General features: G+C 71.0%; 26 protein-coding genes and 1 pseudogene. 14 read left to right on the top strand and 13 right to left on the bottom strand.

Annotated features, from left to right (window positions below; all coding sequences use genetic code 11):
* Positions 1 to 146 precede the first annotated feature (146 nt).
* Positions 147 to 1130 carry a WD40 repeat domain-containing protein gene (locus AB0Q90_RS17630; RefSeq protein WP_363161233.1) on the bottom strand — a complete coding sequence of 328 codons (984 nt, stop codon included), beginning with the start codon at positions 1128 to 1130 and terminating at the stop codon, positions 147 to 149.
* A gap of 89 nt (positions 1131 to 1219) precedes the next feature.
* On the opposite strand from AB0Q90_RS17630, the gene AB0Q90_RS17625 reads away from it, so the two are divergent.
* The 5 genes and pseudogenes from AB0Q90_RS17625 (at position 1220) to AB0Q90_RS17605 (ending at position 4717) form a co-directional block, all read left to right on the top strand.
* A complete protein-coding gene (locus tag AB0Q90_RS17625; RefSeq protein WP_363161234.1) occupies positions 1220 to 1894 on the top strand; it encodes an SGNH/GDSL hydrolase family protein in 675 nt (224 codons plus the stop codon).
* A 97-nt stretch (positions 1895 to 1991) separates the two neighbouring features.
* Positions 1992 to 2580 (top strand): annotated as a pseudogene (locus tag AB0Q90_RS17620) (Uma2 family endonuclease).
* A gap of 14 nt (positions 2581 to 2594) precedes the next feature.
* A complete protein-coding gene (locus AB0Q90_RS17615) occupies positions 2595 to 3230 on the top strand; it encodes a 1,4-alpha-glucan branching protein (RefSeq protein WP_363161235.1) in 636 nt (211 codons plus the stop codon).
* 164 nt (positions 3231 to 3394) lie between these two features.
* Positions 3395 to 3697: a membrane protein insertion efficiency factor YidD gene (yidD, locus tag AB0Q90_RS17610; RefSeq protein WP_363161236.1), complete on the top strand. Its 303-nt coding sequence runs from the start codon at positions 3395 to 3397 to the stop codon at positions 3695 to 3697.
* A 30-nt stretch (positions 3698 to 3727) separates the two neighbouring features.
* A complete protein-coding gene (locus AB0Q90_RS17605) occupies positions 3728 to 4717 on the top strand; it encodes an aldo/keto reductase (RefSeq protein WP_363161237.1) in 990 nt (329 codons plus the stop codon).
* Positions 4718 to 4854: 137 nt separating this feature from the next.
* Here the strand turns inward: AB0Q90_RS17605 and thpR are convergent, their stop codons facing one another.
* Complete coding sequence (gene thpR / locus AB0Q90_RS17600; RefSeq protein WP_363161238.1) at positions 4855 to 5427, bottom strand: RNA 2',3'-cyclic phosphodiesterase; 573 nt, start codon at positions 5425 to 5427, stop codon at positions 4855 to 4857.
* A 25-nt stretch (positions 5428 to 5452) separates the two neighbouring features.
* Here thpR and AB0Q90_RS17595 point away from each other — a divergent pair, with 25 nt between their 5' ends.
* Complete coding sequence (locus AB0Q90_RS17595; RefSeq protein WP_363161239.1) at positions 5453 to 5983, top strand: GNAT family N-acetyltransferase; 531 nt, start codon at positions 5453 to 5455, stop codon at positions 5981 to 5983.
* 4 nt (positions 5984 to 5987) lie between these two features.
* Here the strand turns inward: AB0Q90_RS17595 and AB0Q90_RS17590 are convergent, their stop codons facing one another.
* Together AB0Q90_RS17590 and AB0Q90_RS17585 are read right to left on the bottom strand one after the other, a co-directional pair.
* Positions 5988 to 7334, bottom strand: coding sequence for an MFS transporter (locus AB0Q90_RS17590; RefSeq protein ID WP_363161240.1), 1347 nt, complete (start codon positions 7332 to 7334; stop codon positions 5988 to 5990).
* A gap of 25 nt (positions 7335 to 7359) precedes the next feature.
* Positions 7360 to 7797 carry a MarR family transcriptional regulator gene (locus tag AB0Q90_RS17585; protein WP_363161241.1) on the bottom strand — a complete coding sequence of 146 codons (438 nt, stop codon included), beginning with the start codon at positions 7795 to 7797 and terminating at the stop codon, positions 7360 to 7362.
* A 155-nt stretch (positions 7798 to 7952) separates the two neighbouring features.
* Between AB0Q90_RS17585 and AB0Q90_RS17580 the strand changes: the two genes are divergently transcribed.
* On the top strand, positions 7953 to 8135 hold the full coding sequence (locus AB0Q90_RS17580) for a ribbon-helix-helix protein, CopG family (protein ID WP_363161242.1): 183 nt from the start codon (positions 7953 to 7955) through the stop codon (positions 8133 to 8135).
* On the opposite strand, the gene AB0Q90_RS17575 is transcribed toward AB0Q90_RS17580, so the two are convergent.
* Complete coding sequence (locus tag AB0Q90_RS17575; protein WP_363161243.1) at positions 8128 to 9579, bottom strand: NCS2 family permease; 1452 nt, start codon at positions 9577 to 9579, stop codon at positions 8128 to 8130. The genes AB0Q90_RS17580 and AB0Q90_RS17575 overlap by 8 nt on opposite strands.
* A 133-nt stretch (positions 9580 to 9712) precedes the next feature.
* Here AB0Q90_RS17575 and AB0Q90_RS17570 point away from each other — a divergent pair, with 133 nt between their 5' ends.
* Together AB0Q90_RS17570 and AB0Q90_RS17565 are read left to right on the top strand one after the other, a co-directional pair.
* Positions 9713 to 9964: a DUF2530 domain-containing protein gene (locus tag AB0Q90_RS17570; RefSeq protein ID WP_363161244.1), complete on the top strand. Its 252-nt coding sequence runs from the start codon at positions 9713 to 9715 to the stop codon at positions 9962 to 9964.
* A gap of 112 nt (positions 9965 to 10076) precedes the next feature.
* Complete coding sequence (locus AB0Q90_RS17565; protein WP_363161245.1) at positions 10077 to 12470, top strand: cation-translocating P-type ATPase; 2394 nt, start codon at positions 10077 to 10079, stop codon at positions 12468 to 12470.
* 83 nt (positions 12471 to 12553) lie between these two features.
* On the opposite strand, the gene AB0Q90_RS17560 is transcribed toward AB0Q90_RS17565, so the two are convergent.
* The 5 genes from AB0Q90_RS17560 to AB0Q90_RS17540 all read right to left on the bottom strand — a co-directional run bounded on the left by AB0Q90_RS17560 (position 12554) and on the right by AB0Q90_RS17540 (position 19287).
* A complete protein-coding gene (locus tag AB0Q90_RS17560; protein WP_363161246.1) occupies positions 12554 to 13447 on the bottom strand; it encodes a hypothetical protein in 894 nt (297 codons plus the stop codon).
* Between the two features lie 165 nt (positions 13448 to 13612).
* Positions 13613 to 14470, bottom strand: a complete 858-nt coding sequence (locus tag AB0Q90_RS17555; RefSeq protein ID WP_363161247.1) for a DUF5707 domain-containing protein — start codon at positions 14468 to 14470, stop codon at positions 13613 to 13615.
* Between the two features lie 178 nt (positions 14471 to 14648).
* Positions 14649 to 17759 carry a molecular chaperone Hsp90 gene (locus tag AB0Q90_RS17550; RefSeq protein ID WP_363161248.1) on the bottom strand — a complete coding sequence of 1037 codons (3111 nt, stop codon included), beginning with the start codon at positions 17757 to 17759 and terminating at the stop codon, positions 14649 to 14651.
* A 76-nt stretch (positions 17760 to 17835) separates the two neighbouring features.
* Positions 17836 to 18294 carry a DUF6174 domain-containing protein gene (locus tag AB0Q90_RS17545; RefSeq protein ID WP_363161249.1) on the bottom strand — a complete coding sequence of 153 codons (459 nt, stop codon included), beginning with the start codon at positions 18292 to 18294 and terminating at the stop codon, positions 17836 to 17838.
* Between the two features lie 66 nt (positions 18295 to 18360).
* Complete coding sequence (locus tag AB0Q90_RS17540) at positions 18361 to 19287, bottom strand: DUF3027 domain-containing protein (RefSeq protein ID WP_363161250.1); 927 nt, start codon at positions 19285 to 19287, stop codon at positions 18361 to 18363.
* Positions 19288 to 19560: 273 nt separating this feature from the next.
* On the opposite strand from AB0Q90_RS17540, the gene AB0Q90_RS17535 reads away from it, so the two are divergent.
* From AB0Q90_RS17535 to AB0Q90_RS17520, 4 genes are read left to right on the top strand one after another with little or no spacing between them, the layout of a single operon-like run.
* Entirely contained in the window at positions 19561 to 20982 is a 1422-nt protein-coding gene (locus tag AB0Q90_RS17535) for an MFS transporter (protein ID WP_363161251.1), read from the top strand.
* Between the two features lie 60 nt (positions 20983 to 21042).
* The gene (locus AB0Q90_RS17530; protein ID WP_363161252.1) at positions 21043 to 21531 is read left to right on the top strand and encodes a DUF2771 domain-containing protein; all 489 of its coding nucleotides are present in this window, start codon (positions 21043 to 21045) and stop codon (positions 21529 to 21531) included.
* A complete protein-coding gene (locus AB0Q90_RS17525; protein WP_363161253.1) occupies positions 21501 to 22172 on the top strand; it encodes a futalosine hydrolase in 672 nt (223 codons plus the stop codon). The genes AB0Q90_RS17530 and AB0Q90_RS17525 overlap by 31 nt, the downstream gene beginning before the upstream one ends.
* Positions 22169 to 23008 carry a 1,4-dihydroxy-6-naphthoate synthase gene (locus AB0Q90_RS17520; RefSeq protein ID WP_363161254.1) on the top strand — a complete coding sequence of 280 codons (840 nt, stop codon included), beginning with the start codon at positions 22169 to 22171 and terminating at the stop codon, positions 23006 to 23008. Before AB0Q90_RS17525 ends, AB0Q90_RS17520 begins: the two co-directional genes overlap by 4 nt.
* 6 nt (positions 23009 to 23014) lie before the next feature.
* Here AB0Q90_RS17520 and AB0Q90_RS17515 read toward each other — a convergent pair whose 3' ends face one another.
* Positions 23015 to 23398: a cold-shock protein gene (locus tag AB0Q90_RS17515; RefSeq protein WP_186284442.1), complete on the bottom strand. Its 384-nt coding sequence runs from the start codon at positions 23396 to 23398 to the stop codon at positions 23015 to 23017.
* A gap of 165 nt (positions 23399 to 23563) precedes the next feature.
* Here AB0Q90_RS17515 and AB0Q90_RS17510 point away from each other — a divergent pair, with 165 nt between their 5' ends.
* Entirely contained in the window at positions 23564 to 23815 is a 252-nt protein-coding gene (locus AB0Q90_RS17510) for a hypothetical protein (RefSeq protein ID WP_363161255.1), read from the top strand.
* Here AB0Q90_RS17510 and AB0Q90_RS17505 read toward each other — a convergent pair.
* Both AB0Q90_RS17505 and AB0Q90_RS17500 read right to left on the bottom strand, forming a co-directional pair.
* The gene (locus AB0Q90_RS17505; RefSeq protein WP_363161256.1) at positions 23791 to 24447 is read right to left on the bottom strand and encodes a haloacid dehalogenase-like hydrolase; all 657 of its coding nucleotides are present in this window, start codon (positions 24445 to 24447) and stop codon (positions 23791 to 23793) included. The genes AB0Q90_RS17510 and AB0Q90_RS17505 overlap by 25 nt on opposite strands.
* Before the next feature lie 17 nt (positions 24448 to 24464).
* On the bottom strand, positions 24465 to 25421 hold the full coding sequence (locus AB0Q90_RS17500; protein ID WP_363161257.1) for a hypothetical protein: 957 nt from the start codon (positions 25419 to 25421) through the stop codon (positions 24465 to 24467).
* Positions 25422 to 25423 lie beyond the last annotated feature (2 nt).

The raw sequence follows: 25423 nt of genomic DNA, 5'->3' as shown, positions 1-25423 counted from the left end.
CTTCCTCTCGGGGATGTCGGGAGGCGCGGGCCCGGAACCAGTGGGAGCGCTCCCACATCCCCGCGTCTCCCATGGGAAGTCAGGCCGCATGGGCACGTCAAGACTGTGGACGTCACCTGCCGAACCGCGCGGCCCGGCGGGGTGCCTCAGCCCTTCCTGAAGAGGCGCCGGACGCCGAACACCGCCGCGCATGCCAGGGCCACGACCAGCGCACCCCGCGTGAGGGTGCCCTCGTCGGAGTCGCCTCCCCCGCCGGACGCCGAACCGCCCTCTCCCGTCGGCGACTTGGAGCTGCCGCTTGCCCCGCCGCCCTCCGGCGCGTCCTCCGGTTCCACCGAGCTCTCGGAGCCCTCGGCGCCGTACATGAGCTGCGAGCCGTCGGCGGTGTAGGTGACGGACTCGCCCTGGCCCAGGAACGGCACGCTCAGCCGGCCGGTCTTCTTGATGTCGCCGTCGTTCCAGTCGTAGGCGAAGGCGCCGAAGTAGCTGCGGATGACGAGCTTTTCGCCGTTGGGGGAGAGGGTGGCGTCGGTGGCCTGGAGGTTCTCGACCGGGGCGATCGGCTTGAAGACGTTCGTCCCGGAGGTGGAGAGCTCGGCGGGGCCCTCGTAGAGGTGGCCGCCCTCCTCCTTCTTGTCGACGATGTAGACGCGCCCGGTCCTGGGGTGCACGACGAGCGACTCGGCGTCACGCGACCCGTCCGAGTACTTCACGACGTACTGCGTCGCGCGGATGGTCCGATCGCTGAGATTCTTGGGCTCGGCGAACTTGTAGATCCACACGTGGTCCCAGGTCACGCCCTCGTTGTCGCCGATGTCACCGACGTAGATCTGGTTGTCGGGCCCGATGAAAACGGCCTCGACGTCCCGCTGCGTGCCCACGCCGGACAGGGTGATCGTGGCGACGGTCTCGCCGGTGCTGCTGTCGACGGCGTAGAGGTAGGTGCCCTTGCTGTTCTCCTGGTCGTTGTGGGTCCAGTAGATGCCCGGGTGCTGCCGGGAGGCGGCCAGGCCGCTGGACTCGGTGATGCGCGGGTCCTTGATGGTGAAGCCGTCGTCGGCGTGGGCGGCGGGCGCGGCGAACGCGCCCATGACAAGGGCGGCGGCGAGGACGGCGAAGGGTCGGCGCATGCCGTCAAGCCTGCCATCCCGCCCGTCTTTTGGCGGGGCGTGTCCGGCCTCACACCCCACCCGCCCCGCTGATCGTCCATCATGAGCGGATGCTCAGGTTCATGCCCGTCGGTGACTCCCAGACGATCGGAAGCGCGGGCGAACACACCTGGCGCTACCGGCTGTGGCAGCACCTGCGCGATACGTACGGCCGCCCGTTCGCCCTGGTCGGCCCCCGCGAGGAGCTGTACGACAAGGCGACGGACACGCCGACGTCGTACGAGTACGCCGACCCCGACTTCCCCCGGTCCCACCTCGCCGGCTGGGGCGAGGGCTGGCTCCACATGGCGCCCCTGATCGGCGACGCGGTCCGCACCCACCGCGCGAACGTCCTCCTGGTCGCCCTGGGCCTGATCGACCTGGGCTTCTACACGAACGCCGAGCAGACGGCGGAGAACGTCCGCCGGTTCGTGGCGAACGCCCGGGAGGCGAACCCGCGCATCCGCATGGCGGTCCTGCCGGTGATCCCCAACATCCGGGCCGTGGACGAGCCGGACTTCGGCGAGCAGGTGTCCCTCTTCAACGAGCTGCTCGCGAAGGCCGTGGCCGACCTGGACGAACCCCGCTCCCCGCTCCTGCTGGCGTCGCCGCCGAACTCGTACGACATCCACCTCGACACGTATGACGGGACGCATCCGAACGCAAGCGGGGAGCGGAAGATCGCGGGGGCGTTCGCGGAGGCGATGCGGCAAGGGTGGGGAATCGGACAGGCGTACGCGGCCTGAACAGGTTGACCGAATCCGGGTGTCTCCTGGTCACCGTGCGTATCGTTGTACTGCGCGGCTGCGTCTGTCCGTGGGGCAGCCGGGGAGGAGCGCCACGATGACCGTCCTGGAAGACAGGATCGAGATGGCCGACGCCAACACCGAGCGCTTGGACGAGTGGTTCGAGCGGCTTGAGCGCATGCCCGTCCCCGAAGGATTCCGGGTCGAGATCGTCGGGGGCAACGTCCATATGACGCCCCAGCGAAACACGCATTGGCAGATCATCCGCCGGATCCTCTGGGCCCTTGAAGACAGGTTCGGGAGGGAGGTCATGGCGTTCACGGACGTTCGGATCGACTTCCCGGGCGACGAGAACGGCTTCTGCCCGGACGTCGCCATGCTCAAGGACTCGGCACAGGAGGACGAGCAGGGCCACTGGCGGTACCAGGACGTCGAGTTCATCGCCGAGGTCATCTCCAAAGGCACGGACGCCAACGACTACGGCCCCAAGAAGACCGCCTACGCCGTAGCCGAGGTCCCCGTCTACCTCATCGCCGACCCCTACCAGGGCAGGTGCCACGTCTACACGCAGCCCAAGGACGGCGAGTACATCGCCGAGTTCTCCATCAACTTCGGGGGGGGACATCGACATGACCTCCACCCACCTCGGACTGACCCTCAAGACGGACGGCTTCCCCCGCGACTGACAGAATCCGATCGCATGGCGATCATTCATCACACCACCCTCAAGCCCACCAAGCTCGAACTGCTCACCGACTGGCTGCCCACCCGCCCCTGGTATGTCGGCGCGGGCACCCCGGAGTTGACCAAGGCCGGCGGGTTCCGGCTGGACGATCCGGCGGGTGAGGTCGGGATCGAGTTCATGGTGGCGACCGATGGGGACGGGGTCGCCTATCTCGTCCCGCTCACCTACCGCGGCGCCCCGCTGGACGGCGCCGAGCACGCCCTCGTCGGGACCATGGAGCACGGGGTGCTGGGGCAGCGCTGGGCCTACGACGGCACCCACGACCCGGTGCTGGTCGCCGAACTGCTCGCCCTGATCGAGGGCCGCGCCCAGGCGCAGGCGCAGAGCGTGGACAACACTCCGGATCATGAAATCGCCCGCTCGTACACCGGCACCGGTGGTGGTCTGCGGGCCGGCGGGCCGGCCGTGGACGACTCGACGGGTACCGCGCTGCCCATGGCGGACGGTACGACCCTGCGCATCGAGCGGCGGCCCCACGGGTCGGACCTTCCGCCCTCGGGTGCGCTCGGCCATGTCTCCGGGCACTGGACGGCGGCGGACGGCAGCCCCGCCCGGGCCGTGCTCGCCGTCCTGCGTCCCGGCACCGACTGACGGTGTGACATTCTGCGGTTGACCGGACGGGGGGCGCGGAGACCATGAGCGGGAAGCAGCGGAAACAGCGTCGGGAGAACCGCTGCTGCGGTTGTCTCGAAGGCTGCCTCGACACCCACCTGTGGTGGTCTACGGTCACCGCGCCCTGCCGTGAAATCGCCGCGATGACAGCGCTGTTGACGTTGGTCACGGCACCCTCGCTGCGCCGCCCCGCGCCCGACCCGGCCGCGCCCGTCCCCCGGGGCCGCGCCGCCCGCGTCCTGTACTCCGCCGTCGCCCACTACCGCCGCGAGATCAGCCCCACCACCCCGGCCCGCTGCCCGTACACGCCGACCTGCTCGACGTACGCCGTCCAGGCACTGCACCGGTACGGCGCCCTGCGCGGCACGCTGCTCACGGTCGGCCGTCTGCTGCGCTGCACCCCGGCGCAGGCCCGGCGGCGCGGCGGCCGGTATCCCCTTGCCTAGAGTTCACTCCACGCCGTTGGCTGGTGAACCATGAAGTACACGCAGCTCGGACGCACGGGACTCAAGGTCAGCCGGCTCGTCCTCGGCACCATGAACTTCGGTCCGCAGACAGACGAAGCCGCCAGCCACGCGATCATGGACGCGGCGCTGGACGCGGGCATAAACTTCTTCGACACGGCCAACGTGTACGGCTGGGGCGAGAACAAGGGCCGCACCGAGGAGATCATCGGCAGCTGGTTCGCCCTGGGCGGCGCCCGCCGCGACAAGGTCGTCCTCGCCACCAAGGTGTACGGCAACATGGGCGCCGACGGCGAGGCCTGGCCGAACCACGACAAGCTGTCGGCGGTCAACATCCGCCGGGCCGTCGACGCCTCGCTCAAGCGGCTCGGGACCGACTACATCGACGTCTACCAGTTCCACCACATCGACCGGAACACCCCGTTCGAGGAGATCTGGCAGGCCATCGACGTCCTCGTCCAGCAGGGCAAGATCCTCTACGCCGGTTCCAGCAACTTCCCCGGCTACAAGATCGCCCAGGCCAACGAGACCGCCGCCCGCCGCGGCTCCTTCGGCCTGGTCAGCGAGCAGTGCCTGTACAACCTGTACGAGCGGCGCGCCGAGATGGAGGTCATCCCGGCCGCGCAGGACTACGGGCTCGGGGTCATCCCCTGGTCGCCGCTGCACGGCGGACTGCTCGGCGGCGTCATCAAGAAGGAGGCCGAGGGCGGCCGACGCGCCTCCGGCCGGGCGGCCGACACCCTCGCGGACCCGGCGGCCCGCGCCCGGCTCCAGTCCTACGAGGACCTGCTGGAGAAGCACGGCCTGGAGCCCGGAGAGGCCGCCCTGGCCTGGCTGCTCACCCGCCCCGGCGTGACGGGCCCGATCGTCGGCCCGCGGACGCAGGAACAGCTCGACTCGGCACTGCGGGCGGTCGAACTGGAGCTGAGCGAGGAGCTGCTGGCGGGCCTGGACGAGGTATTCCCGGGACCTGGGCCTTCTCCGGAGGCGTTCGCCTGGTAGTCAGGGGAGGGCGGCGCCTCCGTCGGAGGCGCCGCCCTCACTTACCGAGAGCCGCGGCGAGGGCCACGACGACGAACATCAGCACAAGCACACCGGCCATGATCCGGTTCCGGGTTTTCGGGTCCACGTGAGCGAGCCTAACCGCCCGCCCCGAGCGGCCAACGGGCGACCGCCTCGTACCGCGGCTGCTCCCCCGGCACCCCGGACCGGGGCAGATGGCTGCGCACCAGCGCCAGTTCGGCCACCGTCCAGGTCCGCCCGGTGAAGGCGCCCAGTGACGCAACGCACTCCCGCACGTCCACCGCCTCCCGGCTCCGGGCCAGCGTCAGATGGGCCTTGTACCGCCGGTGCTCCCCCATCGGCACGCCGGCCTTCCGCCCGGCCGCCTCCGCCCGGTCGGCCAGCAGCCGCATGGTCGGCACGTCCCCGTCCGCCCCCACCCACAGTGCCCGGCCGTGCCCGAACTGCCCGCCCCCGTGCAGGGCCAGCTCGAAGGGCTCGGTGTGCCGCGCGGCCCGCTCCAGCCGGAGCGACAGATCCGGTACGACGTCGTCGTCGACCTCGCCGTAGAACGCGAGCGTGAAGTGCCATCCGGGGCGGCCGGTCCAGCGGAGCGCGTCCGCACCCGGCAGCTTCCTCAACTCGCCGACCTCGACGGCCAGTTCGCGGGAAACGTCCTCCGGCAGGAGCAGCGCGGCGAAGAGTCTCATGGATCCACCCTGCCACCATGGGGACATGGAGATCATCATCAGAGAAGGCGGGCCGGACGACGTCCCCGCGATACTCGGCATGCTCGACAGCAGTGTGGAGTGGCTGGTCTCACAGGGACGCGCCGGGCAGTGGGGGGCGAAGCCGTTGTCGGAGAGCCCGAAGGTGGCGGAGTCGGTCGCGCTGTACATGGCCCAGGGCGTCGCGTTCATCGCCGAGGCCGACGGCGTGCCGGCCGGCACGCTCACCCTCACCGACGCGCCCGGCGCCTATCTGTCCCACCTCACGCCGCCCGGCGAGCCGGAGCGGTACATCCACTGGCTCGCCTCCGACCGCCGGTTCAAGGGACGGGGCATCGGCAGCGCCCTGCTCGCGCATGCCGCCGAGATGACCCGGCGGGCGGGCGTCGGACTGCTGCGGGTGGACTGCTACGCGGGCGGCGACCGCGGGCTCGTGGCGTACTACGAGGCGAACGGCTTCGCCCCGACGGAGACGTACACCGCCGGGGCGAACAACGACTGGCCGGGCCAGGTACTGGCCATGCGCGTAGGGCCGTAGCGCCTCACGCCACCGTCGCGAGCTGCTCCTCGCGCTGCTTCCTCGGCACGAAGTCGACCACGGGGTGACCGTGGTTCCAGCCCACCGACAGCCGCAGGTTGCCGACGCGGGCCAGGACCAGGCCGATGACGACCGCCGCGGCCGCGGCGATGGCGCCGCCCGCGGCCAGGCCCGCGCGGACGCCGTAAGCATCGGTGATCCAGCCCGCGATGGGTGCGCCCAGGGGGGCGCCGCCCATGAAGACCATCATGTAGAGGGACATCACCCGGCCGCGCATGGCCGGGTCGGTGCCGAGCTGGACACTGCTGTTGGCGGTGACGTTGACCGTCATGCCGAACATGCCTATCGGGATCATGAGCAGGGCGAACAGCCACAGCGAGGGGGCCAGCGCCGCCACGATCTCCAGGGTGCCGAAGGCCACCGCGCCCGCGACCAGCACCCGCTGCCGGGCGGTGCCGCGGCGGGCGGCGAGCAGGGCGCCGGACAGGGAGCCCACCGCCATCAGGGTGTTGAAGAGGCTGTAGGAGCCTGCGCCCGCGTGGAAGACGTCGTCGGCGAAGGCCGACAGATACACGGGGAAGTTGAAGCCGAAGGTGCTGACGAACCCGACGAGGACGATGGTCCAGATCAGGTCCGGGCGCCCGGCGACATAGTGCAGGCCCTCCCGCAGCTGGCCCTTGCCGCGCGGGGCGCGCTCGACGGCGTGCAGGTCGCGGGCGCGCATCAGCAGCAGTCCGGCGATGGGTGCGACGAAGGACAGGCCGTTGGCGAGGAAGGCCCAGCCCGTTCCCACGCCGGTGATCATCAGGCCCGCCACCGCCGGGCCCACCAGCCGCGCGGACTGGAAGTTCGCCGAGTTCAGGCTGACGGCGTTCTGGAGCTGGTCGGGGCCGACCATCTCGGAGACGAAGGTCTGCCGGGCCGGGTTGTCGACGACCGTGGCAAGGCCCACGGCGAAGGCGGCGAGGTAGACGTGCCAGACCTCGACGTGTCCGGAGAGGGTGAGGAAGGCCAGCGCGAGGCCGGTGAGGGCCATCGACGTCTGGGTGACCAGCAGCGTGGGCCGCTTGGGCAGCCGGTCGACGAGGACACCGCCGTAGAGACCGAAGAGCAGCATCGGCAGGAACTGGAGTGCCGTCGTGACACCGACGGCGGTCGCGGAGCCGGTGAGGCTGAGGACCAGCCAGTCCTGGGCGATGCGCTGCATCCAGGTACCGGTGTTGGAGACGACCTGTCCGGCGAAGAACAGGCGGTAGTTGCGGACGCTCAGCGAGCTGAACATCGAGGACTTACGGGTGGAATCGGGGGTGGTCGGTGCGGGGGCGGAAGCTGCTCCGGATCCCGTACTCAAAAGGTTTCGCCTCCTCGGGCGCTGCTTACAGGTGTGCGAGCTTCTCCAGCACGGGGGCGGCTTCGCGCAGTTTCGCCCACTCGTCCTCGTCGAGGCCGTCGACCAGGGTGGCCAGGAAGGCGTTGCGCTTGGCGCGGCTCTCGGCGAGCATCGCCTCGGCCTGCTCGGTCTTCGTGACGACCTTCTGGCGCCGGTCCTCGGGGTGCGGCTCCAGCCGGACCAGTCCCTTGGCCTCCAGCAGGGCGACGATGCGGGTCATCGACGGCGGCTGGACATGTTCCTTGCGGGCGAGTTCGCCCGGGGTGGCCCGGCCGCACAGGGAGAGGGTGCCGAGCACCGACATCTCGGTGGGGCTCAGCGATTCGTCGACCCGCTGGTGCTTGAGCCGACGGGACAACCGCATGACAGCGGAGCGCAGGGAGTTCACGGCGGCAGCGTCGTCGCCATGGGTAAGGTCCGGCATGTTCTTTAGGTTAACTCATTACCCTGACTAAAGACCACTCGTGACACGCCCGAATGCCCGTGACTCCGGCCACTGAACCCTGGCATCACCCATATGAGTGAGCCGATTCCGGAAAGTGACACGCACTCCGGCCACCGGAGGTGACCCTCATATGCATGGGGACCAGCGTGCTCAGCCTGCGGATAGACGGAGAGCTGCTCGAACGGCTCCGGCACCATGCGGCCAAAAGAGGAATGAGCGTCCAGGACTATGTGGTCCGGACGCTCATTCGGGACGACTTCGACGAGCGGTTCCAGACCGCGGTCGAAGAGACGGAGAAGTTCTACGGCCTTACGTGAGTCCGAGGGCCGGCATCAGGTAGTAGAAGGCGAAGACACCCGCGACGACGTACATCGCGACCGGGACCTCACGACCGCGCCCGGCCGCCAGACGCAGGACGGCGAAGGTGATGAAGCCCATGCCGATGCCGTTGGTGATCGAGTAGGTGAACGGCATCATCACCATCGTCACGAAGGCCGGGATCGCGATCGTGTAGTCGGCCCAGTCGATCTCCTTGACGGAGTTCGCCAGGATCAGGAAGCCGACCGCGAGCAGCGCCGGGGTGGCCGCCTGGGACGGGACCATGGTGGCGACGGGGGTCAGGAACAGCGCGGCGGTGAACAGACCGCCGGTGACGACGTTGGCGAAGCCGGTGCGGGCGCCCTCACCGACGCCGGCCGTGGACTCCACGAACGCGGTGGTGGCCGAGGAGGAGCTGGCGCCGCCCGCGGCGACCGCGAGACCGTCCACGAAGAGGACCTTGTTGATGCCGGGCATCTGGCCCTGCGCGTCGGTCAGCTTGGCCTCGTCGCTGACGCCCATGATCGTGCCCATCGCGTCGAAGAAGCACGACAGCAGAACCGTGAAGACGAACAGCACGCCGGTCAGGACGCCGACCTTCTCGAAGCCGCCGAACAGGCTGAACTCGCCGATCAGGCCGAAGTCGGGGGTGGCGACGGGGTTGCCGGGCCACGTGGGGGTCGTCAGACCCCAGGAGGGAATGTCCGCGACCGCGTTGATGATCAGCGCGAGGACCGTCATCGCGACGATCGAGATCAGGATCGCGCCGGAGACCTTGCGGACGATCAGGGCCAGCGTGAGCAGCGCGCCCAGGATGAAGACGAGGACCGGCCAGCCGTTGAGGTGACCGTCGCTGCCGAGCTGGAGCGGGACGGTGGTCTGCGCGGCGTCCGGGATGCGGGAGACGAAACCGGAGTCGACCAGACCGATCAGCATGATGAACAGGCCGATACCGATCGAGATCGCCTTGCGCAGGCCGAAAGGCACCGCGTTCATCACGCGCTCACGCAGACCGGTGGCGACCAGCAGCATGACCACGAAGCCGGCGAGCACGACCATGCCCATGGCGTCCGCCCAGGCCATCCGCGGCGCGAGCTGGAGCGCGACGACGGAGTTCACACCGAGACCGGCGGCCAGCGCGATCGGCACATTGCCGATGACACCCATGAGCAGGGTGGTGAACGCGGCCGTCACCGCCGTCGCCGTGACCAGCTGACCGTTGTCGAGCTGGTGGCCGTACATGTCCTTCGCGCTGCCCAGGATGATCGGGTTCAGCACGATGATGTAGGCCATCGCGAAGAAGGTGGCAAAGCCACCCCGGACCTCACGCGCGAGCGTGCTGCCCCGCTCCGAGATCTTGAAATAGCGGTCGAGCGCACCGTAAGCGGGGGCGCCGCCGGGCTGCTCGGGGGCGGGGACCTTGGCGGGGGCCGAGGTGGACATTGGCGTTTCCTACGAACAGAAGTGGTCAAAGACAAACGGTTTCAGTATGAACATATGAGGGCCTGATCGCTATCTCCGCGCGTAGACCTCAGCACTTCCCAACCGTTTCCGACCGCCTCGTAAGCTGTCCCCCATGGCGAAGTGGACACCGACACACGAGGCGCCGGAGCCCCTGGAGGGCCCCGTGGTCGCCACCATCACCGGCGGCACGATCCTCTGGTTCGTCCTCTTCCTCGTCCAGCTCCCGTTCTACGGCTGGTTCGACGACCACGGGCACACCTGGTGGCTGTGGACCTGCCTGGCCGGTGCCGGGCTCGGCCTGATCGGCATCTGGTACGTCCGCAAGCGCGACGCCGCCCTCAAGCGCGCGGCCTCCGTGCAGTAGCCGGAGCGCGTACAACCACGGCACCACTTCGCCCCGTTCCCCGTCCTCCCCAGGTCGGATCTTCTGCGCACTCGGCGGGTGAACGCGTAAATCCGCACGTACCGTCGAATGCATGACGCACATCGACGCGGGCACCGAAGTCGATCACGGCCATCCCCTGCCCGCCCCGGTGGGCACGGGCGGGCTCAGTTCCGCCGAGGTGGCCGAGCGGGTCGCACGGGGAGAGGTCAACGACGTACCCGTACGCAGCAGCCGCTCCACCGCCGACATCGTCCGCGCCAACGTCTTCACCCGGTTCAACGCGATCATCGGCGTCCTCTGGCTGATCATGCTGGCCGTCGCGCCGATCCAGGACAGCCTCTTCGGCTTCGTGATCCTCGCCAACACCGGCATCGGCATCATCCAGGAATGGCGGGCGAAGAAGACCCTGGACTCCCTAGCCGTCATCGGGGAGGCCCGGCCCACCGTACGGCGGGACGGGACCGCCGCCGAGGTCAGCACCTCCGAGATCGTGCTCGACGACCTCATCGAGATCGGGCCGGGCGACAAGGCCGTCGTCGACGGCGTCTGCATCGAGGCCGACGGCCTGGAGATCGACGAGTCGCTGCTCACCGGCGAGGCCGACCCCGTCGTCAAACGGCCCGGCGACCAGGTCCTGTCCGGCAGCTTCGTCGTCGCGGGCGGCGGCGCCTTCCAGGCCACCAAGGTCGGCCGCGAGGCCTACGCCGCCCAGCTCGCCGAGGAGGCCTCCCGCTTCACCCTGGTCCACTCCGAGCTGCGCACCGGCATCTCCACGATCCTCAAGTACGTGACGTGGATGATGGTCCCGGCCGCGACCGGCCTGATCATCACCCAGCTCATCGTCAAGGAGAACGCCCTCAACGACTCGATCGCCCGGACCGTCGGCGGCATCGTCCCCATGGTCCCGGAGGGGCTGGTGCTGCTCACCTCCGTCGCCTTCGCGATCGGCGTCATCCGTCTTGGCCGCAAGCAGTGCCTCGTCCAGGAACTCCCGGCCATCGAGGGCCTCGCCCGCGTCGACACCGTCTGCCTCGACAAGACCGGCACCCTCACCGAGGGCGGCATGGACGTCACCGAGCTACGGCCGCTCGGCGGCACCGAGGAGGAGTACGTCAAGCAGGTCCTCGGCGCCCTCGGCGAGTCCGACCCCCGCCCCAACGCCTCCCTCCAGGCCGTCATCGACGCCTACCCCGACGCCGAGGACTGGCGCTGCACCGAGTCCCTGCCCTTTTCCTCCGCCCGCAAGTACAGCGGCGCCTCCTTCAGCGAGGGCAACGGCGAGTCCAGCACCTGGCTGCTCGGGGCGCCCGACGTCCTGCTGTCCCCCGACGACCCCGCCCTCGCCGAGACCGAGTCCCTCAACGAGCAGGGCCTGCGCGTGCTGCTCCTCGCCCGCACCGGGCGCGACCTGGACGACCCCCGCGTGGCCGACGACGCCAAGCCGGCCGCGCTGGTCGTGCTGGAGCAGCGGCTGCGGCCCGACGCCGCCGACACCCTGCGCTACTTCGCCGAGCAGAACGTCCGCGCCAAGGTCATCTCCGGCGACAACGCGGTCTCCGTGGGCGCGGTGGCCGCCAAGCTCGGCCTTGAGGGCAGCACGGTCGACGCCCGGCTGCTGCCCCGCGACAAGGACGGCATGGCCGAGGCCCTCGACGCGGGCACGGTGTTCGGGCGGGTCACCCCGCAGCAGAAGCGGGACATGGTGGGCGCGCTCCAGTCGCACGGGCACACGGTCGCGATGACCGGCGACGGCGTGAACGACGTACTCGCCCTGAAGGACGCCGACATCGGGGTCTCGATGGGATCCGGCTCGGAGGCGACACGAGCGGTCGCGCAGATCGTGCTGCTCAACAACAGCTTCGCGACGCTGCCCTCGGTGGTCGCCGAGGGGCGGCGGGTCATCGGGAACATCACCCGGGTCGCCACGCTCTTCCTGGTGAAGACCGTGTACTCGGTGCTGCTGGCGGTGATGGTGGTGTGCTGGCAGGTGGAGTACCCGTTCCTGCCCCGGCATCTGACCCTGCTGTCCACCCTCACCATCGGCGTGCCGGCCTTCTTCCTCGCCCTCGCACCCAACAAGGAGCGGGCCAAACCCCACTTCGTGCGGCGGGTGATGCGGTACTCGATCCCGGGCGGAGTGGTGGCCGCGGTGGCGACCTTCGCGACGTATCTGATCGCCCGGAGCCACTACTCGGGCGAGGGCGCGCTGGACGCGGAGACCAGTGTCGCCACACTGACACTGTTCCTGATCTCGATGTGGGTGCTGGCGATCATCGCCCGCCCCTACACCTGGTGGCGGGTCCTGCTGGTGGCCTCGATGGGCGCGGGCTTCCTGCTGGTGCTGGTCGTGCCGTGGCTGCAGGAGTTCTTCGCGCTGAGGCTGGTCGGCATGACGATGCCGTGGATCGCCGTCGGCATCTCGGCGGTGGCGGCGGTCGCCCTGGAGTTCACATGGAAATGGGTCGACCGCCGGTTCCCTGCGTGAGCTGAGCCGGAGGGGCGCGTGGTCGGCTGCGGGCCGGGTGGGGGCCGGCCGCGCAGTTCCCCGCGCCCCTTTGGGGCGCTCTACTACTGGACGTCCACCAGGTCACCCTTGGCCGACACCGCGGCCGTGCTCGTGATGCCCGCGTACGTGAAGCGGTAGTAGCCGTCCTCGGAGGCCGTGACCGTCGTCTTCAGGGCGCCGCCCTCGGCCGTCTGGATGCCCTTGACGTTGGTGTACGCCGTGGTGCCCGCCTTGCGGAACTGGAGGACGACCTTCTGGCCGCTGGGCAGGCCCACGTACTTCTCGGTCTCCCAGTTGGCGCGCGTCAGCTTGCCGGTGACGGTGAGGGTCGCGCCCTTCTTCACCGGCTCCGGCGAGGCGTTCACGGTCAGCTTGGCGGCGCGCTTGAGCACCGTGCTGCCGAGGTCGCCCTTGTCGGCGTAACCGACCTTGGTGATGTCGTAGTTCTCGCTCTCCGGGTCCTGGCCGTTCTGCGCGAGGGCCAGGGCGCCGCCCTTCCAGGTGCCGGCGTCGGAGTTCACCAGCTCGCCCTCGCCCGGGTAGACGTCGATCTTGCCCGTGCAGGTGGCGGTGGTGGCCGAGGTCGAGGTGCAGGTGGCCGGGTTGGTGCCGAACAGCATGTTGTCCGGGGCGTCGTAGGCGCCCTTGTAGAGGTACGGGCCGGTCAGGAAGTCCTCGGCCTTGATGTCGACGTCCGCGCCGTGGGTCATCGTGTACGTGACCGTACTGGCGACGTGGGCGGTCGTGCCGACCTTGATCGCCTTGGCGACCTTGAAGTCGGAGAAGGTGACGTCCAGGTCGTACGGGGCGTCGGCACGGGTACCCAGGGCAGCGCGGGCCTTCGCGACATCGGCGCGGTAGGCGGAGCCGGAGTCGTCGGCCTGCGCGGCCGGCACGGCGAAGGCGGACAGGGCCAGGGCGCCGGAGACGGCGGCCACGGTGGCGCGTATACGCATGCGTTCCCCAAATGGTCGTGAAGGGAGCCTGGATGCTCCACATGATCAGAGGGGCGCGGGGAGGCTCGGGTTGCCTGCCGGAGGGGGCCAATACGCCGACGCCCGGCCCCGGATGGCTGCCGGGACCGGACGTCGGAGAGGTATCGCTACTGCTTACCGCACGTCTTACTGCACGTCGACGAAGTCACCCGTGGCGTTGACGGCCGCGGTGCTGGTGATGCCGGCGTACTTGAAGCGCCAGTAACCGTCGTAGTTCGCCGTGGTGGTCGTCTTCAGCGCGCCGCCCGTGGCGGTCTTGATGCCCTTGACGTTGGTGTAGGTGGTGGTGCCGCTCTTCTTGAACTGCAGCGTCACCGCCTGGCCGCTGGGCATGCCGTTGTACTGGAGGGTCTCCCAGTTGGCGCGGGACAGCTTGCCGGAGACGGTGAGGGTCCCGCCCTTCTTCACCGGCTCCGGGGAGGCGTTGACCGTCAGCTTCGACAGACGCTGGACCTTGTGGGTCTTGTAGTAGTCGTTCCAGTAGATCTCGCCGTCGTTGGCGAGGACACCCGCCGTCACGTGCCAGCTACCGGCCAGCGTGTTGCTGTACAGGTCGTCGTAGGTGCTCGCGGTGATCGTGAGCTTGCAGGTCGACGTGGTGGCGCTGGTGGCGGTGCAGGTGGCCGCCTCCTCGTTCGGGGCGAAGTAGCCGTCGACGTCGGTCTCGACGTCGGTGCCGTGCCACAGGTCGATGTAGGCGTCCGCGACGCCGGACTCGTGGGTCGCGGTCAGGGACACATCGAAGGTCTTGACGGTGGTGGTGCCGAAGACGAGGTTCTTGCCCGCGTTCACCGTCACGTTGGAGACGGTGGGCACGGCGGCGGTGCTGAACGCCGACTTGTTGGCGGAGGCGCCGAAGCGCTCGGCAACGCTCGGGCGGTCCAGCTCCGCGGCGTCGCGCGAGTCGGCCTGCGCGAACGGGACGGCGAGAGCGGACAGGGCCAGGGCGCCGGAGACGGCGGCCACGGTGGCACGAATGCGCATGTTTTCCCCACGTGGAGAGGGGCCCCGACCTGTGGTCGTTCCCTACGGCTCGTCGTCGGCCGGGGCCCAAGTGATCGTGGAGCCTGTTGGCTCGCATGATGTGACATGCGACTGATGGGAATGGTTGTACGACGTACGAAAAATTTGTGGAGGAAATTTCGAGGCCGCGTGAAGGTTCTCAGTCGAACCAGCGGTCCCGTGCCAACTCCCCTGTCCGTGACGGATCCTCCAGCAGCGCCGCCACCTCGAACCGCCGCGGCCACTGACCCGCCGCCCAGGCGAGACCGGCCGCGACCCCTTCCAGGGTGGCGGCATGCAGCACACCGTCGTCGGTGAGCCGCCAGTCGATCTCCACGCCGTCCACGAAGAGTTCCTCGTGCTCGACGTACGACGTCGGCGTCCGCGGCCCCAGCAGCACCCGCACCGGATCAGGTACGTCGTGCTCGGCGCCCTCGGAGTCGACCTCACCCGTGACGGACTCGCTCAGCCGCCGCACCTGGAACAGCTCGGCGAGTTCGGCGGCCCGCGCCGGCCGCACCGGCAGCAGGGGCACACCCCCGGTGAAGGGCAGCAGGTCGGGCGAGTCGACGACCACGGCGTCGGCCGCGTCCACGACCTCCACCCGCCCGTCGACGACGGCCCGCAGCTCGTCCGGCAGGGTCACCTGATCGGGGTCCAGCTCGGCCAGGGCGCCGTACAGGGCGTGCAGTTGGGCGCCGGTCACCGCCCGCTCGGGGTCGGCGAGCCGGTCCAGCAGTTCGGCGGCGCCGCCCGGCTCGTCGAGCAGGGCCGCCACCGACGTGCGTACGCCGAGCGCCCGCAGCACCTGCTCGTCGTCGAACCCGGTCGCGTCGGCCTCGTCGTACAGGCCCCGCAGGAGCGGGTCCCCGCCGGAGGCCAGCAGACCGGCGGGCCGCCGGCCGTCGAGGACCGGGTGGCCGCGCAACCACCAGGCGGTGTACGGCCGTACGACCTCGTGAGTGCCGTCGGGCAGCAGGATGCGCACCTGCTGGGTGAGGGCGTCCCGCAGGGGCGGCTGGGCGAGCAGCGCGAGGGCCTGCGGCCACTTGTCGTCGTCGACGAGGTCCAGGTCGCGTACGGCGACCAGTTCCGTGGCGACCGGGGGTACCGGGGTGTCCGGGAAGCGGTCGAGGATGTCCTCGCACCACACGTCCACCGCGTCCAGCAGCCCGGCGTCGTCGGGTTCGGCGAAGTCGCCCTCGCGGGGCTCCAGTTCGTCGGGGTCGAGCACGACGTCGGTGGCCCGCACGAGCGCGAAGCCGGCCAGCACCCCGCAGGCGGCGAGCGGCTGCTCGCCCCACTTCTCCGCCAACTCGGCGTCGACGGCGACCAGTTCCCCTTCCCGCATGACGGCGGCGAACGGGCTTCCGGGCAGGACGAGTTCACCGGCGGGCGCCAGCTCCCCCTCCTCGTCGGGCAGGGCGAGGGCGCCGAGCCAGGGCTCGTCCCCCGGCTCCAGGTCCGCGTCCCGGACGAGGGCCAGCACGGTGTCGGCCAGCTCCTCGGCGTCGGGCGCGTCGGCCTCCCAGTCCAGGCCGCCCTCGTCGTCGAGGGAGGCGGCGACGGCGGCCCGCACCTGGGGTGTGGTGAGCACGGCGCGCGGGGTGCCGGGCAGCGCGCCCAGCTTCTCCAGCAGCGGGTGCGCGGCGTCCGGGTGGGCGACCTTCAGGCCGAGCCGGGCGAGCACCTCCGGGTCGACCCCGGCGGCGTCGGGGGAGGGCAGCAGCACCTGCCGGGGGCCGATGGTCGTGCGCCCGTCGCCGAGCGGTACAGGCAGTCCGGAGAGCCGGTCGGGGTCGACTCCGGCGAGGCTGTCGTACAGCCTGCGCCACCAGCCCGGCTCCTTCTCCAGGCCGGCGAGCCGGTCGACGGCGTCGGTGAGCGGGACGCGGGCGACGCCCAACGTCCGCAGTTCCACGCGTCGTTCGAGCCCGGCCGGCAGGAGGGTGGGCAGCACTTCGGCGAGCACCCGTACGGTCTCGGCGCCCGCGCCCTCCACGACCTCGGCGTCGCGCGGCCGCAGGGACTCGGGAAGCTCTTCGTCGGCGTCGGCTTCGTGGGCCGGCGGGAGGAACTCGGTGCGCGGCAGGCGTTCGAGGATCGCCGCACGCAGGGCGCCGTCCAGCTCGCCCTTCCCCAGCGGGCCGGGGACGAGGTCGATGATGCCCGCGGTCACCGGCCGCCAGCCGGCGAGGAGTTCGGCGTAGGAGTCCGCCGCCCGCTGGACGAGGAAGTCGGTCAGCGGGCCCGGGGCGGCGTGCCGCCGGGTGGGGTCCAGCGGGAAGGAGCCGATGAGCAGGGCGGGCACGCCCAGGGGCTCGTCGCTGGGGGTGGGGGCGTGCACGACGGGGCTGGTGCGGGTCCGGACGGGGCTGCCGGAGTCGTCGACCGGTACGGCCCAGGTGACGGACCAGTGGGGCCGCAGCCGCTCCTCCACGGGCCGGTCGGCCAGCAGCTCGGGCGTGAGCGGCCCGTGCGCGACGGCGGTCCGCCAGTAGGTGATGCCGTCCCGGGAGTCCTCCACGACGGTGAAGGCGCCGTCGGTGCGGCGGCTGACGGTCCGCACGGTGTCGGTCTCGACGACGACCTCCGCCAGCCCGGGCAGGGCGAGCAGCAGGGCGTCGTCGACGGCGTTGAGGAGCCGTTCGGCGAGGTCGGTGGCGGCGGTGTCGCGCAGCGGCAGGATGACGGCCGTGTCGTACGGGTCGGGGGCGGTGCCCTCGGCGGCGAACGGAAGCCGCAGCAGCGGCACATGCCCGTCCCGGCGCCGGATCTCGTCACCGAGCCCCGGGCTGTGCCGGGCGGTGTCGGAGGCGAGCTCGCGGGCCTCGGCGAGGGACCACCGGACGCCGCCGTGCCGCCCGACGACCGCGGGCTCGTCGGTGACGGAGAGGACGGCGGCGAAGCCGACGCCGAACCGCCCGATGGAGGGCGTGTCCCGCTTCGCCGACGCCCTCAGCGTGGCGAGGGACTCGACACCGGCCGCGTCCAGCGGGGCACCGGTGTTGGCGGCGACGAGGACGCCGTCCCGGAGCGTGAGCCGGAGCCGTCCGGGCACGCCGGCGCGGGCGGCGGCGTCGGCGGCGTTCTGCGCGAGCTCCACGACGAGCCGGTCCCGGTAGCCCCCGAGAACGAGGTCTTCCTCGGCGTTGGCGTCCTCCCGGAAGCGGGCGGGGCTGGTGGCCCAGGCGTCGATCACACCGCGGCGCAGACGGGCCGTCCCGAACGGATCAGCCCCCTCGGCTGCGGGCCGCACGAACTTGCTCACGTTCATTCTCCTCGTCGACGTGATGACGAAGGTACCCCCTGGTGACGAACATGAGCGCGCGAGTACGCGGCCGTCCTCAGCCGGCCGCCGGCGTGTAGGCGCTGATGACGTACTGGGCCTCGTCGTCGATGGCGTTCTCGTCCCAGTCCAGGGTGATCCGCGAGGGACGCCCGTCGGCCGCGTACTCGGCCTCCGCGGTGTCCGCCCGCTCGTTCCGCGCCTTCTCCAGCCGGTCCAGCAGCTGACCGATGGTGGGCACCCGGCTCGTCCGCCCCGGCAGCTGCGCCACCACCCGCCGGCTGTCGCCGTCGAGCCCGACCGCCTCGGCCACCTCGCCGTCCCGGACGGTCACCCGGAAGCGCCCCGGCAGGACCTGTTCCGTCGACGTGAGGGTGTAGGCGTAGGAGGCGGGCTCGGTCCACGCCGTCGCGGACGGCTCCGGATCGGCCTCTCCGCCCCCGCCACAGGCGACGGCCCCCACGATCAGCACGACGGCGGCCCCAGCGGCACGAACCCTGCGGTGTACGGCGGTCATGGCGTCCCCTCCCGACGAAACAGCTACCGCTACGACGTCGGGGGCTGCGGGAAGGTTCAGGGGCCGCTACGAGTGCCCCAGGTCCGCCGCGTCCTCGTCGGAGACCTCCGGCACCGAGCCCGAGTCCGCCGCCGGACGCAGCGGGAACGGGTCGACCTTCGTCTCGTCGATCACCGGCGCCGCCGGCTGCGGGGGCTTCGGCATGACCGCGGCCTCGGAGTGGCCGCCGCAGCCGTAGGTCAGGGAGACCACCCGGCCGTCGGCCGGTGCGAACTCGTTGGCGCAGACACCGAAGGCCTGGCCCAGGGAGCCGCCCAGGGGCATCAGGAAGCCACAGCTGACGCAGGAGGCGGGGGCGGCCTGCGCCATGGGGGTCTTCGCGCCGAAGGACTCCTCCCAGCGGTCTGCGGCGACATGGAGGCCGTAGCGGGACAGGACGCGGGCGCGGCGCATGCCCAGTTCCTCGGCGACGGCCGCGATCGAGCCCCGGGTGGGGGCCTCCGGGAGGTGCGCGGGGGTGCCCGCGGTGACCTCGGCGTCCTCGGCCTCCACCAGCTCGGCCATCTCGTGGGAGACGGCGGAGTTCGGCGCGGGCTCGTCCTCGCCGCTGTAGCCGGGCTCCAGGCGCAGGTCCTCGGCGTCGGTGGGGAGCAGGTCGCCCGGGCCCATGTCGCCGGGGCGCAGCCGCTCGCTCCAGGGCACCCACTCGGGGGCGAGGAGCGCGTCGGGGCCGGGGAGGAGGACCACCTCGTCCAGGGTCACGATCTTCGCGCGTGAGGCCCGGGCCACGGTGACGGCCCAGCGCCAGCCGCGGTACCCGAGTTCCTTGCACTCGAAGAAGTGCGTGACAACGCGGTCGCCCTCGGACACCAGCTCCACATGCTCACCGACCACTCCGGGAGCGGCGGCCTCCTCGGCTGCGGTGCGGGCGAGGTCGATCGCCTCGGCGCACAGGCGGTCGGGGGTGCGGCTTCGCGTTGTCGCTGCGCTCACAGGTATCGCTTCTCTCCTACGCCGTCTCTCGGGTGCGGCCGCCTGAAGGCTCAGGGGGCGGGCGGACGGAGCGGACCGGGGGACCGCGTCGACGTCCGCGCCCCCTCGCGCTCGGGCGCACCTGACACATCCATTCTGCGGGATGGCCGAGATACGCACGCTACCTGCTTGCGTGCGCTTGGCCTACACCGACGGTCGCAAACCACTGACAAAGGCACAGCCATACGTGCGGGAACCGCACTACGTACGGCCATCTCGGGGCACTATGACGTCGTGGCATCCGGGAGGACGCCCCAGGGAGCCACCGGTATCGGCGGGGACAGGGGCAGTGAGGGTGGCGGTACGGGCCGGGTTCGCGGTGCCGTCCGCTCCGTCGGGCGTGCCCTGCACTTCCCGGTCACGGGCACCGCCCGCGGCATCCGCAAGGCCACCCATGCGCACGGGGCGGGCGAGTCGGGCCTGGGCAAGCTGATCGAGCTGCATGGCGTGAACGGTGCGGGTGACGTCATGATCACCGTCGCGCTGGCCTCCACCGTGTTCTTCTCGGTGCCCACCGACGAGGCCCGTGGCCGGGTCGCGCTCTACCTCGGCATCACCATGGCGCCCTTCACGATCCTCGCGCCCGTGATCGGCCCCCTCCTCGACCGGGTCCCGCACGGCCGCCGCGCCGCGATGGCGAGCGCCATGCTGGCCCGGGCCTTCCTCGCGCTGATCCTGGCCGGGGCCGTGAGCACCGGCAGCATCGAGCTGTACCCGGCCGCGCTCGGCGTCCTCGTCGCCTCCAAGGCGTACGGCGTCGTCCGCAGCGCCGTCGTGCCCCGGCTGCTGCCACCCCGGTTCTCGCTGGTGAAGGCCAATTCGCGGGTGACCCTGGGCGGGCTGCTCGCCACCGGTGTGGCCGCCCCCATCGGCGCCGGGCTCCAGGCGCTGGGCCCGCGCTATCCGCTCTACGGCGCTTTCGTGATCTTCGTCGTGGGGACGTTCCTGTCGTTCACGCTGCCGCCGAAGGTCGACTCGGCCAAGGGCGAGGACACCGCGCTGCTGGCGGCGGACGAGGAGCATCTGCACGGGCCGCACCTGAAGCCGGTCAAGCGTCCGGGCCTCAGGACGGTCGGCCCCGCCGTCACTCACGCCCTCGGCGCGAACGCCTCCCTGCGCTGTCTGTCCGGCTTCCTGATCTTCTTCCTGGCGTTCCTGCTGCGCGAGCACCCGATGTCCGGGCAGAGCGCGGCGGTGTCGCTGGGCATAGTGGCCGTCTCGGCGGGCGTGGGCAACGCGTGCGGTACGGCGGTCGGGGCGTGGCTGCGCTCACGGGCACCGGAGATCATCATCGTGACCGTGGTGGCGGGCGTGCTGGGCGCGGCGATCACGGCCGCGATCTTCTTCAGCGCGGCGCTGGTGGCGTGTCTGGCGGCGGTCGCCGGGTTCGCGCAGGCGCTGGCCAAGCTGTCGCTGGACGCGCTGATCCAGCGGGACGTGCCGGAGCTGGTGCGCACCTCCGCCTTCGCCCGCTCCGAGACGATCCTCCAGGTGTCCTGGGTGTTCGGCGGCGCGGTCGGCATCGTCCTGCCCCTGAACGGCGCCCTGGGCCTCTCGGTGGCCGCCACGATCGTCGCCGTCGGCTGGCTGACCACGGTCCGCGGCCTGATCGTCTCGGCCCGGCACGGGGGGACGCCACGCAAGCGCGTGGCGTAAGCCACGGCACGCCGGACCCCACGTAGAGAGAGCACTGGACCTGCCCGATAGCCTTCGGCCATGACCACGCTGCAATCCGCTGTGCGACGCCGCCGCGCCGTCGCCGCCGCCGGCGCCGTATCCGCCGGACTGCTCGTCCTGTCTGCCTGCGACAAGCCGACGCCGCTGTCCACGATCACCGTCGGCACGTCCTCGGTCAGCGAGGAGGCCACGTGCGGCGGCGAGGACGACGTCCTCAAGGCCGCGGACCTGGCGAAGTGCCTGGAGGACACCGACATCAAGTCGATCAGCGTCGACCCGGACGAGACCGTGCGCTTCGGTGTCGACCCGGAGGTCGCCGACAAGCGCTGGACGATCCTGATGAACGGTCAGCCGCTCACGGACGACACCAAGAAGACGTACCGCACGATCCCGGGCAGCGTGTTCTTCAACGCCCAGTACGGCGCGCAGGGCGACTCCACCCTCGTCTCCATCAAGGCGGGCGACGGCAAGAAGGACAGCCAGGCGGTCACCGGCCTGTGGTCCTTCAAGCTGAAGAAGGACGACTGACCACGTCCTCCCTACGCATCCTCGTGGCCACCGCCGTCCCGGCCGAACGGGACGCGGTGGCACAGGCGTTCACGGGTGAGGTCCTCGCCGTCGGCGTGGGTCCCGCCCGCGCCGCCGCCGGCACCGCCACGGCGCTCGCGAGAGCCCCGTACGACCTGGTGATCTCCGCCGGAATCGCCGGCGGTTTCCAGCCGCACGCCCCCGTCGGCTCGCTCGTCGTCGCCGACGAGATCACCGCCGCCGACCTGGGCGCCGAGACGCCCGACGGGTTCCTGCCGGTCACCGAGCTCGGCTTCGGAACCGTCACCCACCGTCCGCCCGAAGCACTCGTACGGGAGATCGCGGCCGCCACCGGCGCCCGCTCCGGCGCGGTGCTCACCGTCTCCACCGTGACCGGCAGCGCCGCCCGCGCCGACGCGCTCCGCGAGCGCCACCCGACCGCCCTCGCCGAGGCCATGGAGGGCTTCGGGGTGGCCGAGGCCGCCGCCGTGCACGGGGTGCCCGTGCTGGAGATCCGGGCCGTCTCCAACCCCGTCGGCCCGCGCGACCGCGCCGCCTGGCGTATCGGCGACGCCCTGAAGGCGCTGACCGAGGGCTTCGGGAAGCTCGCACCCGTCCTGGAGAGTTGGAAACCGGTATGAGGCTGCAGATCGCGTACTCCCCCTGCCCGAACGACACCTTCGTCTTCGACGCCCTCGCCCACGGCCGCGTCCCCGGCGCGCCCGAACTGGACGTGACCTTCGCGGACATCGACATCACCAACGGCATGGCCGAACGCGGCGAGTTCGACGTGCTGAAGGTGTCGTACGCCGTGCTGCCGTACGTACTCGACGAGTACGCGCTGCTGCCCTGCGGGGGCGCGCTGGGGCGGGGCTGCGGGCCGCTGGTGCTGACCCGTGAGGCAGGGGTGGATCTGACCGGCCGTACGGTCGCGGTGCCGAGCGAGAAGTCGACGGCGTATCTGCTGTTCCGGCTGTGGGCGGCGGACACACTGCCCGGTGGGGTCGGCGACGTCGTGGTCATGCCGTTCCACGAGATCATGCCCGCCGTGCGGGACGGGAAGGTCGACGCCGGGCTCGTCATCCACGAAGCCCGCTTCACGTACCAGAACTACGGCCTGCACAAGCTCGCCGACATGGGCGAGCACTGGGAGGACACCACCGGGCTGCCGATCCCGCTCGGCGCGATCATCGCGAAGCGGTCGCTGGGGGCCGAGACCCTGACCGGGCTGGCCGACTCGATCCGTACGTCCGTGCGCGCCGCCTGGGACGACCCCGAGGCCTCCCGCCCGTACGTCATGGAGCACGCCCAGGAGATGGACCCGGCCGTCGCCGACCAGCACATCGGGCTGTACGTCAACGAGTTCACGGCGGACCTGGGCGAGGACGGCTACGCGGCCGTCCGCGGACTGCTCACCCGCGCGGCGGCCGAGGGACTGCTCCCGCCCCTCGGACCGGATGCGCTGGACTTCCCGTAGAAGCGGCTATACGTCGAGCTGGTCGGCGACCGCGCGCAGCAGTCCGGCGATCTTCTTGCCGGAGGCCTTGTCGGGGTAACGGCCCTTCTCCAGCATCGGGGTGATGTTCTCCAGAAGCGTCGTCAGGTCCTGGACGATGGAGGCCAGCTCGTCCGGCTTCTTGCGCTGCGCGGCCGCGACCGAGGGGGTCGGGTCGAGAATCGTGACGGAAAGGGCCTGGTCACCGCGTTGACCGGCGACGACTCCGAACTCCACCCGCTGGCCCGGCTTGAGGGTCTCGACTCCGGCGGGGAGGACCGAGGAATGGACGAAGACGTCACCGCCGTCGTCGCGGGAGAGAAAGCCGAAGCCCTTCTCACTGTTGAACCACTTGACCTTGCCGGTAGGCACGTCTGTCCTCGTCCTCGTACTCGTCGGAAAACTGCTTCTGAAAACGGCTCTTGATAGCACTCCGGCGGGTCGACCTCGACCCGCCGGTACCAAGACTATTGGTCTTCGGGCGGGTGACAAGACGTCCCCCGGTTGTTCCTTCGCGCAGGGAACTACCCTGGTCCGGTGCGTGACAAAACCCAAACGAATTCCGCCTCGCCCGGTGACCGACTGATCCGCGCCGGTGCGATCGTCTTCTTCATCGGTACGGTGGCCACACTCGTCACCGTGGCCCCTCTGCTGCTCGGAACGACGCCTTTTCCGACGTACATGTTCGGGCTGAGCATGCTCATGGGCGTCGGATTCCTGATCGCCGGTGCGGGGGTGCTCCAGTCGATCGCGGCGGGCCGGCGTCAGGCGCGGGCCGCCGGGCGGTAGTCGGCGAGCCAGGCCGGGAAGTGCGTCAGGTCGGGCAGGACCACGTCCGCGCCCGCCGCGCTCAGCTCCTCGGCCGCGCAGGGACCGGTCGTGACGGCCACCGACAGGGCCTCGGCGGTGCGGGCTCCGCGTACGTCACCGACGTGGTCGCCGACGTAGACGCCCGCGCCGTGCTCGCGCAGCGCCTGGGCCTTCTGCTCGGCCCACAGGTCGCCGATGACCGCGTCGGGCTCGATGCCGAGGTGCTCCAGGTGCAGCTTGGCGTTCGGCTCGTACTTGGCGGTGACGACGATGGCCCGCCCGCCGGCCGCCCGCACGGCCGCGATCGCCTCGGCGGCGCCGGCCATCGCGGGCGTCGCGGCGATGGCGTACGTCGGGTACATCGAGCGGTAGAGGTCGGCGATCTCCGCCACCTGCTCCGCCGGGAACCAGTGCGCCAGCTCCTGCGCCAGCGGCGGCCCGAGCCGGGAGACCGCCAGATCGGCGTCGACGTACGTCCCGGTCCGCTCGGTGAGCGCGGTGAAGCAGGCGTGGATGCCGGGGCGCGAGTCGATGAGGGTCATGTCGAGGTCGAAGCCGACGGTCAGCGGGGCTATGGACGCGGAGTGGGTCGTGATGGCCATATGGGCCATTGTGCCCAGGCGGTCCGCTACCTCTGGCGCTGGGATCTCCACACCAGGTAGAGCGCCGAGGCCACGGCCGCGCCCCGCACCACCCACGGCCAGGTCTCGCCGATCGCGTCGTTCATCCCGTCCTCGGGGATCGGCGTGCCCCAGCGGCCGTCGGTGCGGCCCCACAGCCACACGATGCCCGCCGTGACGGCGAGGCCGGGCACGACCAGGACGGCGCCCTTCTTCTCGGCGTCGGTCAGCCGCCGTGAGCCGTAGGCGATGAGCCAGCCGAGGATCAGGACGAGCAGGTTGCCGAGGACGGCGCCGACCAGGAGGAGGGCGGCGGCCAGCAGCAGGAGCGGGTTGCTCCAGTTCTTCGGGCCGGAGGCGGGCAGGGGGAACAGGCGGCGGCGCTTGGCGGGCTCGGGCTCCGCCTCGACGACGGCCGGAGCCTCCGGCTCCTTCTTCGGCTCCTCCTTCGGGGGCGGCGGCCTGAGCAGCTCCGGGATCTCCACGCCGCCGACGAACCCCGGCACGTCGTCCCCCACCCCGAACGGGCTGCTGTCCACCCGCCACCAGTCCGGCTGCATCGCACTGTCGCCCACCTCGTGCGCGCTCGCGAGATGCGGCGGCGCCGGGACCTCGGCGGGCGACGCGGTGTCCTCGGCCGGCCGCGGCCTCGGCACCATCCGCCGCAGCCCCTTGCGCTCCGCCTGCGCGGGAGGCTGTACGGGCACGGAGGCGGCCGGCATCTCGGGCATTCCCCCGGTCCGCCCGGCCGCCGTGACGACCTCGTCGGGGCTGCCGAGCCGTTCGATGATCCGGCGGACGGCGGCGGGACTGTCGACGGGGACCTTGGCGCGACGCCGGTCGATCTCGTTGCGCAGCTCGGACACCAGCCGCATACGGGTGGCCGACGGCAACTGCCGCTGCTGGGCCACGTCACCGACGCGGCTCAGATACTCGTAGACGACCTGGTCGCTCTCGATACCCACGA

Origin of the sequence: Streptomyces sp. NPDC079141 (genome assembly GCF_040686775.1) — a bacterium.
In the GTDB taxonomy this organism is placed as follows: Bacteria; Actinomycetota; Actinomycetes; order Streptomycetales; family Streptomycetaceae; genus Streptomyces.
Note: the sequence above shows the minus strand (reverse complement) of the source record. Positions and strands in the feature narration are given on the sequence as shown.

Coding starts and splice junctions, on each gene's coding strand:
- AB0Q90_RS17630 (WP_363161233.1), bottom strand. CDS start 1,130: ATGCGCCGACCCTTCGCCGTCCTCGCCGCCGCCCTTGTCATGGGCGCG.
- AB0Q90_RS17625 (WP_363161234.1), top strand. CDS start 1,220: ATGCTCAGGTTCATGCCCGTCGGTGACTCCCAGACGATCGGAAGCGCG.
- AB0Q90_RS17615 (WP_363161235.1), top strand. CDS start 2,595: ATGGCGATCATTCATCACACCACCCTCAAGCCCACCAAGCTCGAACTG.
- yidD (WP_363161236.1), top strand. CDS start 3,395: ATGACAGCGCTGTTGACGTTGGTCACGGCACCCTCGCTGCGCCGCCCC.
- AB0Q90_RS17605 (WP_363161237.1), top strand. CDS start 3,728: ATGAAGTACACGCAGCTCGGACGCACGGGACTCAAGGTCAGCCGGCTC.
- thpR (WP_363161238.1), bottom strand. CDS start 5,427: ATGAGACTCTTCGCCGCGCTGCTCCTGCCGGAGGACGTTTCCCGCGAA.
- AB0Q90_RS17595 (WP_363161239.1), top strand. CDS start 5,453: ATGGAGATCATCATCAGAGAAGGCGGGCCGGACGACGTCCCCGCGATA.
- AB0Q90_RS17585 (WP_363161241.1), bottom strand. CDS start 7,797: ATGCCGGACCTTACCCATGGCGACGACGCTGCCGCCGTGAACTCCCTG.
- AB0Q90_RS17580 (WP_363161242.1), top strand. CDS start 7,953: ATGGGGACCAGCGTGCTCAGCCTGCGGATAGACGGAGAGCTGCTCGAA.
- AB0Q90_RS17575 (WP_363161243.1), bottom strand. CDS start 9,579: ATGTCCACCTCGGCCCCCGCCAAGGTCCCCGCCCCCGAGCAGCCCGGC.
- AB0Q90_RS17570 (WP_363161244.1), top strand. CDS start 9,713: ATGGCGAAGTGGACACCGACACACGAGGCGCCGGAGCCCCTGGAGGGC.
- AB0Q90_RS17565 (WP_363161245.1), top strand. CDS start 10,077: ATGACGCACATCGACGCGGGCACCGAAGTCGATCACGGCCATCCCCTG.
- AB0Q90_RS17560 (WP_363161246.1), bottom strand. CDS start 13,447: ATGCGTATACGCGCCACCGTGGCCGCCGTCTCCGGCGCCCTGGCCCTG.
- AB0Q90_RS17555 (WP_363161247.1), bottom strand. CDS start 14,470: ATGCGCATTCGTGCCACCGTGGCCGCCGTCTCCGGCGCCCTGGCCCTG.
- AB0Q90_RS17545 (WP_363161249.1), bottom strand. CDS start 18,294: ATGACCGCCGTACACCGCAGGGTTCGTGCCGCTGGGGCCGCCGTCGTG.
- AB0Q90_RS17530 (WP_363161252.1), top strand. CDS start 21,043: ATGACCACGCTGCAATCCGCTGTGCGACGCCGCCGCGCCGTCGCCGCC.
- AB0Q90_RS17520 (WP_363161254.1), top strand. CDS start 22,169: ATGAGGCTGCAGATCGCGTACTCCCCCTGCCCGAACGACACCTTCGTC.
- AB0Q90_RS17505 (WP_363161256.1), bottom strand. CDS start 24,447: ATGGCCCATATGGCCATCACGACCCACTCCGCGTCCATAGCCCCGCTG.